Origin of the sequence: Streptomyces sp. NBC_01506 (genome assembly GCF_045040295.1) — a bacterium.
Classification (GTDB): Bacteria; Actinomycetota; Actinomycetes; order Streptomycetales; family Streptomycetaceae; genus Streptomyces.
In genome coordinates this window covers 7,034,629-7,047,722 of record NZ_CP109422.1, presented here as the reverse complement: position 1 = coordinate 7,047,722, position 13,094 = coordinate 7,034,629, and the positions used below count along the sequence as shown (strand labels likewise).

Genomic DNA, 13,094 nt, shown 5'->3' with positions numbered 1-13,094 from the left:
CCATGGCGCACGACGAACCGACCAGCACCTACCTGGACACCCGCTTCAGCGATCCGCGGGCCGCGGCGGCCGACTGGGCGGACGCGGTGACACAACTGACCCGGGCGGAACTCTTCTGGCTGTCGACCGTACGCCCCGACGGCCGCCCCCATGTCACCCCGCTGCTGGCGGTCTGGTGGCGGGGCGCGCTGTACTTCTGCTCGGGCGAGCGGGAGCGCAAGGTGCTGAATCTCGCCGAGAACCGCGAGGTGGTCCTGACCACCGGCACGAACGCGCTCAACGAGGGCCGCGACCTGGTGATCGAGGGCGAGGCGGTCCGCGAGACGGACGACGCGCGACTGCGCGAGCTGGCCGGTGTGTGGGAGTGCAAGTACGGCGCCGACTGGCACTTCGACGTGAAGGACGGGGCGTTCACGGGCGCGCACGGCCCGGCCCTGGTCTTCGGGGTCACCCCCCGCACGGCGTTCGACTTCGCCAAGTCCCCGCACGGCCAGACGCGTTGGCGGTTCGCCTGAGGGGTTGATATACAGCCCGTCCGGCGATTGAGGACGAACCGGTCCACCGGACGGACCCGGTGAAGCCGACCCGGCATCGGCACGGTGCGGTCCGGCTCGCCTGAGGTGGCCTGGACACGTGGCCGTAGCATGGGTTCTCGCCATGGACACGATCAGCGTATGGGAATTCGTCGCGCTCGCCGCGGCCGCCGCTCTCGTCGGCTTCTCCAAGACGGCGGTCAGCGGCGCCAACACGGTCAGCCTCGCGGTGTTCGCCGCCGTGCTGCCGGCCCGTGAGTCGACCGGGGTGCTTCTGCCGATCCTCATCGTCGGCGACACCATCGCCGTCCTCACCTACCGCCGCCACGCGCACTGGCCCACCCTGTGGCGGCTGTTCCCGGCGGTCGCCGGGGGTGTGGTGGTCGGCGCCGTCTTCATGCTGTGGGCCGACGACGGAGCCGTACGCGTCTCGATCGGCTCGATCCTGCTCCTGATGGCGGCGGTGACGATCTGGCGGCGGCGTTACACCCCGGACGAGGACACCCCGGAGGAGACGGCGTCGCTCAAGGGGCGTGTGAAGGCCCGCTCGTACGGGGTGCTCGGCGGCTTCACGACGATGGTCGCCAACGCGGGCGGCCCCGTCATGTCGCTCTACCTGCTGTCGGCGGGCTTCCGCAAGCTCGGCTTCCTGGGCACGTCCGCGTGGTTCTTCCTGATCGTCAACACCACCAAGGTGCCCTTCAGCGTGGGCCTGGGCCTGGTCGACCGCGACTCGCTGCTGCTGGACGCGCTGCTCGTGGGCTTCGTCCTGCCCGGCGCGCTCATAGGCAAGTTGTGCGTGGACCGTATCGACCAACGGGTCTTCGAACGGCTGGTGATCGGCGCGACGATCCTGGGCGGCCTCCAACTCCTTCTGCGCTGAGGGGACCTGTTGGCAAGACAGAGCGGCGCCCGCCGTGATCGGATCTCGCTCGACAGTCATCGAGCGCGGGTGTGGGGGGATGGATCATGAGCAGTGACCGGACCGGTGAAGAGACGGTGACTCGCATACGTCCTGACGATCTCGATCCGGGCGCGGTCGTGGCGCAGTCGCTGGACAACCAGTGGGTCGGCGCGGACCTGACGCGAAGAATGATCGCGAAAGGCAAGTCCCTGAGGGATGTTCAGGACCAGCGGAACGACGAGGTGCGTGCCGAATACTTCCGCAGTCTGATCAATACCCGGCAGATCGTTGTGAACCGCGTGTACTTCTACAACAACCCCGCCATGAGCTGTGATCTGTCCGCCGGCGGCGAGGCCCGACGCGCCCATCAGAAGTTGCTGGCCGAAAGCGCCCTCGTCCCTTTCCTGCTCGGCGAGCGGGAACCCACGGATCACCCGCAGGCGCTGGATGTGGACGAGCCCGCTTTCGACGCCTGGCGTGACACACTCGCGGAAATGCCGGCCACGGAGAAGGTGACCTGTCTGCGGCTGTCCTGGAACGACCAGGAGAACGCCAGGGACGCCAAATCGGCCCTGATCAATCCGTTCGCCGCCAGGGTGCAGGGGCTGACCGCCAAGGACATCCCACTGCTCGCTTCCCAGGTCGGTGTGCCGGTCCAGCGAATCCCCGAATTCGCGGAGAAGATCGGTGAGGTCGTCGACCACAGCAATCACCAGCGGATTCGTGGCGGCGCCGTCACCCGCAATCTGCTGTACGAGAAGTTCGTGTGCGTGGACGGCACGCCCACCACCGAGGGCCGTTACGACGGCACCAAGCCTTTCGCCGCCGAGATCAAGCAATTGCTGGACCTGGTCTACAACGTCAATCTCGCCGACGCCCTGGGCATGTATCCGCTCACCCCGGCCGGCAGTCTGCGCCGGGTGGCGCTCCAGGAGTGGCGGGACGTACGCGCGAACTCGGCGGCCGGAATCATCCGGGATCCCGAGCAGTTGGTGACGTTCCTCCAGCGCCAGGCGTTCTCCGCCGTCCAGGACCGGCTCACTCCTTCGGCGATCGACACCCTGGGCCTGGAGGACATCTGGCGGCTGCGGCAGAGCGGCGCGTGGCACCGCTACATGGCGGCGTTCACCTCGCTGACAGGCGATCCGCTCGCTTTCCACGACAGTGTCGGCGACGTCTTCGACCGGTACGTGCAGCTCAATTCCGAGATCGTCAAGCTCGCCGAGACAGGTCGCGGCAGCCGGATCGAGGCGAACAACTGGTCGCCCGTGGTCGAAGTCGTCGTCACCATCGGCGGAGCCGTCTTCACCGCGGTGACCGGTGACGAGGGATGGGCCGTGGCCGCGAGTGTGGGAGCGGCGGTGATGGGATCGCGCGGTGGTTCCGTCCAGTTGGTCCTGCGCAATCGGGCGGCCGGAAAACGGGAGCAGAGATTCGCCCGCGAGATCGCCTCCGTACGGCTCGACACCGAGCGGGAGTGGGCGCAGTTCCGCGAGCTGGCCCGGCGACTTCCGGGATATACGGAGAACGGCGGATCCCCGTCCGCCAACAGCTCCACCACCATTCAGGAGACCGACGAAGTCCCGGAGTACTGACGCACCATGGAACGCACCACCCCCTCTTATGAGGACCTGCGGCGGGACCGCCCGGAGATGTTCGCCAATGTTTCGGACGGGATCGAAATCCTGCTCGACCCGGTCGATATCGAGGCGGCCCGTCATAGTGTCGGATCCGATGAGCCGGTCGGCGTGGTGTATTCCGACCGCTTCATCACCCTCATTCGTGACGCCGTCCGCTTCCCCGGTGGCGGACTGGGCCTGCACCTGCGCATCCTGACTCCGGGGAACGTCCCCGGAGTGGTGGTCCTCCCCCTGATCGACGCCGGCGCGGACGGCCCCGACGTCGTCCTGGTCGAGCACTACCGGCACGCCACCCGGGCCTGGCACCTGGAGGCACCGCGCGGCACGGGCGAACCGGGGATGACGGCACCGCAGAACGCGATCCGCGAACTCCAGGAGGAGTTGGGCGTGCGGCCCGACGAACTGACCCCGCTGGGCAAGATCCACGCCGACACCGGACTGCTCGGCGGCCACGCCGAGTTGTACGCGGCGCGCATCTCCGCGATCGGGCCGCTGGACAGCGCGGAAGGCATCCGGCGGGCGGTCGTCATGCCCGCCCCGCGGGCCGAGGAGCTGATCGGGAACGGCGAGATCACCGACGGTTTCACGATCGCGGTGATCGCCCGCGCCCGGCTGGCGGGACTGTTCACGAAGGACCAGGGACACGCGGCTCGTTGACGGATGCCCCCGGCCCGCCGTTCGCTACAGCACCGGCAGCAGGTTCTTCAGCTCGAAGGCCGTGACCTCGGAGCGGTACTCCTCCCACTCCCGCTTCTTGTTACGGAGGAAGAAGTCGAAGACGTGCTCGCCCAGCGTCTCGGCGACCAGTTCACTGCGCTCCATCAGCGAGATCGCCTCGCCGAGGTTCTGCGGCAGCGGCTCGATGCCCATCGCGCGGCGCTCGGCGTCGGACAGGGCCCAGACGTCGTCGTCGGCGCCCGCCGGGAGTTCGTAGCCCTCCTCGATGCCCTTGAGGCCGGCCGCGAGGAGCACCGCGTAGGTCAGATACGGGTTGGCGCCGGAGTCGATGGAGCGGACCTCCACGCGCGCGGAGCCGGTCTTGCCGGGCTTGTACATCGGGACGCGGATCAGGGCGGAGCGGTTGTTGTGGCCCCAGCAGATGTACGAGGGGGCCTCACCGCCCGAGCCCGCCGTGCGCGTGGAGCCGCCCCAGATGCGCTTGTAGGAGTTGACCCACTGGTTGGTGACGGCGGAGATCTCGGCGGCGTGTGTGAGCAGTCCGGCGATGAAGGACCGGCCGACCTTGGAGAGCTGGTACTCGGCTCCCGACTCGTAGAACGCGTTGCGGTCTCCCTCGAAGAGGGAGAGGTGGGTGTGCATGCCGGAGCCCGGGTACTCGCTGAACGGCTTCGGCATGAACGACGCGTGGACGCCCTGCTCCAGCGCGACCTGCTTCATGACCAGCCGGAAGGTCATGACGTTGTCGGCGGTGGAGAGCGCGTCGGCGTACCGCAGGTCGATCTCCTGCTGGCCGGGGGCGCCCTCGTGGTGGCTGAACTCCACGGAGATGCCCATGGATTCGAGCATGGTGATCGCCTGGCGGCGGAAGTCCATGCCGACGTTCTGCGGGGTGTGGTCGAAGTAGCCGGAGCTGTCGGCGGGGGTGGGGCGGGTGCCGTCGACCGGCTTGTCCTTCAGGAGGTAGAACTCGATCTCGGGGTGGGTGTAGAAGGTGAAGCCGAGGTCCGAGGTTTTGGCGAGCATCCTCTTGAGGACGTAGCGGGGGTCCGCGAACGAAGGGGAGCCGTCGGGCATCAGGATGTCGCAGAACATCCGCGCGGTGCCCGGGGCCTCCGCGCGCCACGGCAGGATCTGGAAGGTCCCCGGATCGGGTTTGGCGATCATGTCGGACTCGTAGACCCGCGCGAAGCCCTCGATCGCCGAGCCGTCGAAGCCGATGCCCTCGTCAAAAGCCTGTTCAAGCTCGGCGGGGGCGACGGCGACCGACTTGAGGAAGCCGAGCACGTCGGTGAACCACAGGCGTACGAAGCGGATGTCGCGTTCCTCAAGGGTCCGGAGCACGAATTCCTGCTGCTTGTCCATGTCTGCTGTCCTACCCATCCTTGCCGGTCAGGCCGCCTGCTCCCACGCTGCCGAGTACACCGGGGCACCCGAGCATGACACCACAGGATTTCCGGAAGGTTGCACACCGGCGTACTAAAGCATTGTCGGACACACGCCCCATGGTGCGCGCGTCCGGGTGCCCCGGTGCGGGACGGGGGAAGGCGGGCGGACCGCCCGACGTACGCGGGCGGCCCCCGGCTCAGGCGTTGTGGGCGATCTGGATGAGATTTCCGCAGGTGTCGTCGAACACGGCCACGGTCACCGGACCCATCTCGACCGGCTCCTGGGTGAAGCGCACACCGAGCCCCTGAAGGCGCGCGAACTCGGCGTGGACGTCCTCCACGGCGAAGGAGGTGTACGGGATGCCGTCGGCGACCAGCGCGTCCCTGAAGGGCTTCACGGCGGGGTGGCCGGACGGTTCGAGCAGCAGCTCGGTGCCGTCGGGCTCGGCCGGGGACACGACGGTCAGCCAGCGGTCCTCGCCCACCGGGACGTCGTTCTTCGCCTGGAAGCCGAGCACCTCCGTATAGAAGCGCAGCGCCTCGGCCTGGTCGTTGACGAAGACACTGGACAGATGGATCTTCATGGGGTTTCTCCTGATCGTTCGGGCGCGAGCCAGCGGTCGGTGAGGTGTTCCAGCGGGCCCGTGTCGAGGTGGTGGAATTTGTAGCGGCCGTCGCGCCGGGTCTCCACGAGGCCGGCGGCCTCGAGGAGCGCGAGATGCTGCGAGACGCCCTGCCGGGACAGGGCGAGGCCGTGTTTGGTGGTCAGCCGCCCGCAGATCTCGAAGAGCGTCTGTCCGTCGCGTTCGGCCAGCTCGTCGAGGATCGTGCGTCGGGTGTGGTCGGCCAGGGCCTTGAAGACATCATCGGACACACCTCCACTATAGGCAAGTCATTCCTTGCCTATCAATGTCGGTGGCCGTACCGGCCGGCTGGGGGCGTCAGTGGAGCGGGGCCGCGGTGTCCGACCAGCCCAGGGGGTACGGCTCCCCGTCGTCGCCCGGCATGGGCCGCTCCCCGCCCGCCTCGGTGAACGCCGTGAGGGCGGCCACGAGCGCCGTACGCTGCTCGGGAGCCATCCGCTGGACGATCGAGGTGATCTCCCGGTGGCGCGCCGCCGAGACGTCCGCCACGAGCGTGCTGCCCTCCCGTGTGAGCCGCAGCACGGTCTCGCGCCGGTTGCCGGGGTTGACCCCGCGTTCGGCGAGCCCGGCGGCGATGAGCCGGTCGACCATCCGTGTCGCGGTGGAGGGGTTCACCCCCAGCCAGTCGGCGAGCGACACGAGTTTGGCGCCCCCGTGGGCCGAGAGGACCTTCAGCAGCCGGAACTGGGGCAGGGTGACCCGGTCCTGGACGGTGGCCAGGGAACGCACGGAGACGGCGACGAGAAGCCGCGAGGCGATCAGCACGGCGCGGGCGACGGCGTCGACGTCGGACTCGGCGTCGGGCCCGATGACGGACGCGGTGGCGGACGCGGTGGCGGACTCAGTGGCGGGCTCTGCGGCGGCAGCGGGCTGGGGCGCGGCGTCACGCGCGCTCGGCAGGGGTTCGGGAGGGTCGGCCATGCCTCTTTGTACCGCGCCGCAGCCTCGCCGGGCCCACCCCGTACCGCCGCGCGAACGACCCCCACAGGCACGTTCCGGACTCGGAACCCCCTGCGCCCTCCTGCTCGACCACCTGTACGGACTACGATCTGCGCCCATGGGGGGACGACGGCACATACGCGACGCGCGTCCCACGGCCTTGCTCAGTGCCGTGGCGACGCTGCTCGCCGCGCTCTACATCTGTCTGGCCCCCGCAGACACACCACACCATCCGTCGCCGTCGTCGCCGACGGCGCAGGCCGCGGCGAGCGCCGGCATCACCCTCCGTACGGATGTGAAGGCCACCGGTCCCGCCTCGGCCGCCGAGTTCACCTGCCCGTACGACCGGAGCAACTGCCGCTTCGTCCCGCACCTCAGTCCGGCCGTGCTGACCGCGCCGCACCCCGCCGACCCGCTCGGCGTGGACGACGTCAGTCCCGCGCGTCTCGCGCTGCCTTCCCGCTCCGGCCAGGTGCCGCGCTCCGGAGCGTTTCCCCGCGCACCGGATCTCCACGTCCTTCAAGTACTGCGGACGTAGCCGGGCCCGCGCCCCCACCGGGTTCCCGTAACTCCCCCACCCCCGTTCCGCAGGTATTTCGAGAAGGACGAACACACACCATGGCTTCCAAGTCCCAGAGCACCGAGCGCAAGGCCCGAATAGAGCAGATGCGCAAGGCGGAACGCGCGCGTGAGCGCCGTAACCGCATCATCACGATCACGGCGAGCGCGGTCGTGGTCGTGGCGCTCGTCGCTTTCGGCGCGTTCGTGCTGAACAAAGAGTCCGAGGACCAGAAGAAGGAGGACAAGGCCGCCGCCGAGCCCGTCAAGGGCGAGAAGTCCTGGGACGCGGAGGAGCTGGGCCGCGACCATGTCGCCGAGGCGGTCGAGTACCCGCAGACGCCGCCGGTCGGCGGCAACCACAACCAGGTCTGGATGAACTGCGCCGGCGACGTCTACAAGGACGCGATCCCCGACGTGAACGCGGTCCACTCGCTGGAGCACGGCGCGGTCTGGGTGACGTACAACGACAAGGCGCCCGAGGGCGACGTGAAGGCGCTCGGCGACCTGGTCGGCAAGACGCAGTACTCGCTGATGAGCCCCGTCAAGGAGCAGGCCGGGGCGATCATGCTGACCGCGTGGGGCAAGCAGGTCACCGTGGACAGCGCGGACGACCCGCGCGTCGACCAGTTCTTCTCGAAGTACGTGCAGGGCCCGCAGACGCCTGAGCCGGGTGCGGCGTGCACCGGCGGAATGGGCGCCCAGTGACCCGCACGAACTGGGCGGCCATCACGGCGGTCGTACTGGCCCTGCTGTTCGCGGGGGCGGCCACCGTCGCCTCCGCGGGGCGCGACGACTCGCCCGGCGCGGCGGCCACACCCACGGCGGACTCGGCCGAGGCGGGCTTCGCGCGTGACATGGCGGTCCACCACCAGCAGGCGGTGGAGATGTCGTTCCTCGTGCGCGACAGCACGGACGACGAGGAGGTGCGCCGGCTCGCGTACGACATCGCCAACACCCAGGCGAACCAGCGCGGCATGCTGCTGGGCTGGCTGGACATGTGGCGACTGCCGAAGGTCGCCACCGGCCAGGAGCCGATGGCCTGGATGGCGCAGGACGGCGCACACGCCGACATGGACGGCATGGAGGGCATGGATCACGGCGCCCACGAGGTCCGTGACGGCTCGCTGATGCCGGGCATGGCGACGAAGACCGAGCTGGACGCCCTGCGGGCCGCCAAGGGCGAGAAGGCGGAGATCCTGTACCTCCAGTTGATGACCGACCATCACAAGGGCGGCGTCACGATGGCCCAGGGCTGCGCCGAGTTGTGCGAAGTTGACGCCGAACAGGCCCTGGCCAAGGGCATGGTGACGGCCCAGCAGTCCGAACTGGACCTGATGGCCGACCTCCTGAAGGCACGGGGCGCCAAGCCGCGCGCCTGACGGCGCGGTGCGCCACTCCTCGACCGCGACCGCCGGACGGGCCCGTCGAGCCCGTCCGGCGGTCGCGGACGTTCCGGCCTCGGGCTTGACCCCTCATTCACCCGTACGGCTGACAGCGGTCGCGTACGCCGGACGGCCCCATGACGATGGGGGCGCTCGGGGCGGACGGCATTCAGGAGGTAGGAACCCCATGACCACCGCCAAAGACATCATGCATCCCGGCGCCGACTGGATCCCCTCGCACGAGACCCTGGACCGGGCCGCGCAGCTCATGCGCGACCTGGGCGTGGGCGCCCTGCCCATCGCCGACACCGAGGAGCGGCTGACCGGCATCCTGACCGACCGCGACATCGTCGTCGGCTGTGTGGCGCAGGGCCACGACCCCGCGAAGGTCACCGCGGCCGAGATGGCCCACGGCACGCCGCGCTGGATCGACGCGGGCGCGGACGTGGCCGCCGTGCTCACCGAGATGCAGGACCACCAGATCCGCCGGCTGCCGGTGATCGAGAACAAGCGCCTCGTCGGCATGATCAGCGAGGCGGACCTGGCGCAGCACCTGACCGACGCGCAGATCGCGGCGTGGGTGGAGCGGGTGTACGCGTCCGGCTGAGCCACCGGACAGACACGGACAGACACGGACAAGGGTGTGCGGGCCGCCGCCCCGTGGCGCGGCCCACACACCCTCACCCGGCCCCGCCCACCCCATCGCGTCAGAAAGACGATTACACTGGCGGGGTGCCTCAACTACGTCTCGCTCTGAATCAGATCGACTCGACCGTCGGCGATCTCGCCGCGAACGCCGAGGCGATCGTCCACTGGACCCGGCACTGTGCCGAACAGGGCGCGCATCTCGTCGCGTTCCCCGAGATGGTGCTGACCGGCTATCCCGTCGAGGACCTGGCCCTGCGCTCGTCCTTCGTCGAGGCGTCCCGCGACGCCCTGCGCGCGCTCGCCGCGCGCCTGGACGACGAAGGCTTCGGGGAGCTGCCCGTCGTCGTCGGCTATCTCGACCGGTCCGAGCGGGACCGGCCGCGGTTCGGCCGGCCGGCCGGGTCGCCGCAGAACGCCGCCGCCGTGCTGCACCGGGGCGGTGTGGCGCTGACGTTCGCCAAGCACCATCTGCCCAACTACGGCGTCTTCGACGAGTTCCGCTACTTCGTGCCGGGCGACACCATGCCCGTCGTGCGGGTGCGCGGCGTCGATGTCGCGCTCGCGATCTGCGAGGACCTGTGGCAGGACGGCGGCCGGGTCCCGGCCACCCGTTCCGCCGGCGCCGGGCTGCTGCTGTCGATCAACGCCTCGCCGTACGAGCAGGCCAAGGACGACACCCGGCTGGAACTCGTACGCAAGCGCGCCCAGGAGGCCGGCTGTGTCACCGCCTATCTGGCGATGATCGGCGGGCAGGACGAGCTGGTCTTCGACGGCGACTCGATCGTGGTCGACAAGGACGGTGAAGTCGTCGCGCGCGCGCCGCAGTTCGCCGAGGGCTGTGTGGTCCTGGACCTCGACCTGCCCGCCGCCGCCGACGAACCGCCGAGCGGCACCCTGGACGACGGTCTGCGCGTCGACCACGTCGTCCTGTCCGAGGAGCCCGTCCCCGCCTACGAGCCGCAACTGGACGGCGGCTACGCCGACCGGCTGGACGACGACGAGGAGGTCTACACCGCCCTGGTGGTGGGCCTGCGCGCGTACGCCGCCAAGAACGGCTTCAGCTCCGTCCTGATCGGTCTCTCGGGCGGTATCGACTCCGCCCTCGTCGCCGCGATCGCCTGCGACGCGCTGGGCGCCGCGAACGTCTTCGGCGTCTCGATGCCGTCCAAGTACTCCTCGGACCACTCGCGGGGCGACGCGGCCGAACTGGCCCGCCGTACGGGGCTGAACTTCCGCACCGTGCCCATCGAGCCGATGTTCGACGCGTACATGGACTCGCTCGCCCTGACCGGACTCGCGGAGGAGAATCTCCAGTCGCGGCTGCGCGGCACGATGCTGATGGCGCTGTCCAACCAGGAGGGCCAGATCGTGCTGGCGCCGGGCAACAAGTCCGAGCTGGCGGTGGGGTATTCGACGCTGTACGGCGACTCCGTCGGCGCGTACGGCCCGATCAAGGACGTCTACAAGACGTCGGTCTTCCGGCTCGCCCGCTGGCGCAACCGCGCGGCCGAGGAGCGCGGCCAGACCCCACCGATCCCGGAAAGCTCGATCTCCAAGCCGCCGAGCGCCGAACTGCGCCCCGGTCAGGTCGACTCGGACTCGCTGCCGGACTACGACGTGCTGGACCGGATACTGGCGATGTACGTGGACCGCGACCAGAGTAGGGACGCGATCGTCGCGGCGGGTTTCGACCCGGCGGTGGTGGCGAAGACGCTGCGCATGGTGGACACGGCGGAGTACAAGCGGCGGCAGTATCCGCCGGGCACCAAGATCTCCGCGAAGGGCTTCGGCAAGGACCGGCGGCTGCCGATCACCAACCGCTGGCGGGAATCGCCGACCGCCTGAACACGGGGCGAGGCTCTCAGAGTTCGACGCGGGCGGCGATCGGCAGATGGTCGCTGCCCGTGCGAGGCAGCGTCCACGACGACTTCGGCTCGACGCCCTTGACCATGATCTGGTCGATCCGCGCCATCGGGAACGCCGCCGGCCAACTGAACCCGTAGCCGTCACCGGCGGCGCCCTGGGTCGAGCGCATCTGCGACGTCACGGCGTTCAGGGAGCGGTCGTTCATCGTGCCGTTGAGGTCACCGAGCAGCACGACCCGGGCGATCCGCTCGTCGGCGATCGCCTCACCGAGCGCGTCCGCGCTGTCGTCACGCTGGTTGGCGGTGAAGCCGGCGTGCAACTTCACGCGTACGGACGGCAGGTGGGCCACGTAGACGGCGACCTCGCCCTGCGGCGTCGTCACCGTGGAGCGCATCGCGCGCGTCCAGCCCATCCGGATGTCGACGGGGCCGCTGCCGGCCAGCGGGTACTTGCTCCAGAGACCCACCGTGCCCTGCACCGAGTGGTACTTGTACGTCCCGGACAGGGCCCTCTCGTAAATGGGAACCGCCGACGCCTTCAACTCCTCCAGCGCCACGACTTCCGCGCCGGAATCCGCGATCTTCCGCGCGGTTCCCTCGGGGTCGGGATTGTCGGCGTTGACGTTGTGCGTGGCGACGGTCAGATCGCCGCCGGGGCCCGACTTGCCGCTGAGCAGCCCGCCGAAGAGGTTGACCCAGACGATGGCCGGCAGCAGCAGCGCGATCAGCGCGGTGGCGGAGCGCCGTACCAGCGCGGCCACGAGAAGCACGGGGACGAAAAGCCCCAGCCACGGCAGGAAGGTCTCCATGAGAGAGCCCAAGTTGCCGATGCGGTTGGGGATCTGGGCGTGCAGGATCATCAGCAGCGCCGTCAGCACGGCGAGCACCGCGATGACGATGCCGCGCCGCCAGATGCCCCGGTCCTCGCGCCATCGGTCGGTGAGGGCCCGGAACCGGCTCGTGGGAGCGTCGTTGCCGTCGGCGCCGTCCACCCGGGACTCAGCCGTGTACTCCTGCGTCATTCCGCTGCCCTCACTGCCTTGCCGTTCACGCCCGCCATCGACCCTAGGCGATGACGGACCCTTTCCCCGCCGTTCCCCCGACGGCCGTACGGGCACAAGGACGAGTTGTGAGGGGCGGCGGGTTCCTGACATGGGCGGATAGCGGGCCGCTGTGACACAACACGCACGACCGGCGCGACCACGCGGCGACGGTCAGCTCTCGCTGTGACGGGCCGTTTTCGTGGCCGGTGCCGCGGCTGATGCCGCGTCCCTGGGGCGCAGTCCTTCCAGCAGCGCCCGCAGGATGCGCTCGGCGAGGTCGTCGTCCAGCGGCGCGTCCTTGCGGTGGACGGTGCGCACGAGCATGGGGCCGACGATGAGTTCGTCGATCAGCTCCACGTCGATGTCGTCGCGCAGTTCACCCGCCGCGACGGCGCGGCGCACCGCCGCCGTCATCGCCGCGCGCCGCGGCTCTATCACGGTCTGCTGATACGCGCCCCACAGCTTCGGATGACTTTTCATCTGCGCGAAGACGTTGTGCAGCAGGGCGGAGCTGCGCTGGGCGAGACCGCTTCTGCGCAGGGACTCCAGGCCCACGAGGATGTCGGCGAGGCCGGAGGTGCCCGACAGGGCGGGCTCGGGCGGCTCGATGGCGCGCAGGACGTCGACGAAGAGTTCTTCCTTGCCGCTCCAGCGCCGGTAGATGGTGGCCTTGCCGACGCCCGCCGTCCGCGCGATGCGCTCGATGGAGAGCCCGGCCAGCGGCTCGCCCTCTTCAAGAAGCTTCACCACGGCCTGGAGGATGGCGCGTTCGGCCGCCTCGCTGCGCGGCCGGCCGCGCCGGGGCTCCCGTTCCTGCCCCTGGTCCCGTTCCTGCCCTCGCAATGCCCCACCTTTCGCCCTGCCCTGCC

At 69.6% G+C, this 13,094-nt stretch carries 15 protein-coding genes; 9 read left to right on the top strand and 6 right to left on the bottom strand.

Annotated elements, in window-relative coordinates:
* Nucleotides 1–2 precede the first annotated feature (2 nt).
* The 4 genes from OG329_RS31720 to OG329_RS31705 all read left to right on the top strand — a co-directional run bounded on the left by OG329_RS31720 (nucleotide 3) and on the right by OG329_RS31705 (nucleotide 3,734).
* Nucleotides 3–515, top strand: coding sequence for a pyridoxamine 5'-phosphate oxidase family protein (locus OG329_RS31720; RefSeq protein ID WP_405799817.1), 513 nt, complete (start codon nucleotides 3–5; stop codon nucleotides 513–515).
* Between the two features lie 142 nt (nucleotides 516–657).
* Entirely contained in the window at nucleotides 658–1,416 is a 759-nt protein-coding gene (locus tag OG329_RS31715; RefSeq protein WP_405799816.1) for a sulfite exporter TauE/SafE family protein, read from the top strand.
* Nucleotides 1,417–1,502: 86 nt separating this feature from the next.
* Nucleotides 1,503–3,032 (top strand): hypothetical protein, encoded by a 1,530-nt coding sequence (locus OG329_RS31710; protein WP_405799815.1) that lies wholly within the window; start codon nucleotides 1,503–1,505, stop codon nucleotides 3,030–3,032.
* Between the two features lie 6 nt (nucleotides 3,033–3,038).
* A complete protein-coding gene (locus OG329_RS31705; protein ID WP_405799814.1) occupies nucleotides 3,039–3,734 on the top strand; it encodes an NUDIX hydrolase in 696 nt (231 codons plus the stop codon).
* Nucleotides 3,735–3,758: 24 nt separating this feature from the next.
* On the opposite strand, the gene glnA is transcribed toward OG329_RS31705, so the two are convergent.
* The 4 genes from glnA to OG329_RS31685 form a co-directional block, all read right to left on the bottom strand.
* Nucleotides 3,759–5,120: a type I glutamate--ammonia ligase gene (glnA, locus tag OG329_RS31700; RefSeq protein WP_405799813.1), complete on the bottom strand. Its 1,362-nt coding sequence runs from the start codon at nucleotides 5,118–5,120 to the stop codon at nucleotides 3,759–3,761.
* Between the two features lie 220 nt (nucleotides 5,121–5,340).
* Nucleotides 5,341–5,727 carry a VOC family protein gene (locus OG329_RS31695; protein ID WP_405799812.1) on the bottom strand — a complete coding sequence of 129 codons (387 nt, stop codon included), beginning with the start codon at nucleotides 5,725–5,727 and terminating at the stop codon, nucleotides 5,341–5,343.
* Nucleotides 5,724–6,017: an ArsR/SmtB family transcription factor gene (locus OG329_RS31690; protein WP_405799811.1), complete on the bottom strand. Its 294-nt coding sequence runs from the start codon at nucleotides 6,015–6,017 to the stop codon at nucleotides 5,724–5,726. The genes OG329_RS31695 and OG329_RS31690 overlap by 4 nt, the downstream gene beginning before the upstream one ends.
* A gap of 67 nt (nucleotides 6,018–6,084) precedes the next feature.
* Entirely contained in the window at nucleotides 6,085–6,708 is a 624-nt protein-coding gene (locus OG329_RS31685; protein ID WP_405799810.1) for a MarR family winged helix-turn-helix transcriptional regulator, read from the bottom strand.
* A 136-nt stretch (nucleotides 6,709–6,844) separates the two neighbouring features.
* On the opposite strand from OG329_RS31685, the gene OG329_RS31680 reads away from it, so the two are divergent.
* The 5 genes from OG329_RS31680 (at nucleotide 6,845) to OG329_RS31660 (ending at nucleotide 11,162) form a co-directional block, all read left to right on the top strand.
* Nucleotides 6,845–7,264 (top strand): hypothetical protein, encoded by a 420-nt coding sequence (locus tag OG329_RS31680; protein WP_405799809.1) that lies wholly within the window; start codon nucleotides 6,845–6,847, stop codon nucleotides 7,262–7,264.
* Between the two features lie 80 nt (nucleotides 7,265–7,344).
* The gene (locus OG329_RS31675; protein WP_405799808.1) at nucleotides 7,345–7,992 is read left to right on the top strand and encodes a DUF3105 domain-containing protein; all 648 of its coding nucleotides are present in this window, start codon (nucleotides 7,345–7,347) and stop codon (nucleotides 7,990–7,992) included.
* The gene (locus OG329_RS31670) at nucleotides 7,989–8,666 is read left to right on the top strand and encodes a DUF305 domain-containing protein (RefSeq protein ID WP_405799807.1); all 678 of its coding nucleotides are present in this window, start codon (nucleotides 7,989–7,991) and stop codon (nucleotides 8,664–8,666) included. Before OG329_RS31675 ends, OG329_RS31670 begins: the two co-directional genes overlap by 4 nt.
* 190 nt (nucleotides 8,667–8,856) lie before the next feature.
* Nucleotides 8,857–9,276 (top strand): CBS domain-containing protein, encoded by a 420-nt coding sequence (locus OG329_RS31665; protein WP_405799806.1) that lies wholly within the window; start codon nucleotides 8,857–8,859, stop codon nucleotides 9,274–9,276.
* 125 nt (nucleotides 9,277–9,401) lie between these two features.
* A complete protein-coding gene (locus OG329_RS31660) occupies nucleotides 9,402–11,162 on the top strand; it encodes an NAD+ synthase (protein WP_405799805.1) in 1,761 nt (586 codons plus the stop codon).
* A 16-nt stretch (nucleotides 11,163–11,178) separates the two neighbouring features.
* Here the strand turns inward: OG329_RS31660 and OG329_RS31655 are convergent, their stop codons facing one another.
* Nucleotides 11,179–12,204, bottom strand: coding sequence for an endonuclease/exonuclease/phosphatase family protein (locus OG329_RS31655; protein WP_405799804.1), 1,026 nt, complete (start codon nucleotides 12,202–12,204; stop codon nucleotides 11,179–11,181).
* 192 nt (nucleotides 12,205–12,396) lie between these two features.
* A complete protein-coding gene (locus tag OG329_RS31650) occupies nucleotides 12,397–13,068 on the bottom strand; it encodes a TetR/AcrR family transcriptional regulator (RefSeq protein WP_405799803.1) in 672 nt (223 codons plus the stop codon).
* Nucleotides 13,069–13,094 lie beyond the last annotated feature (26 nt).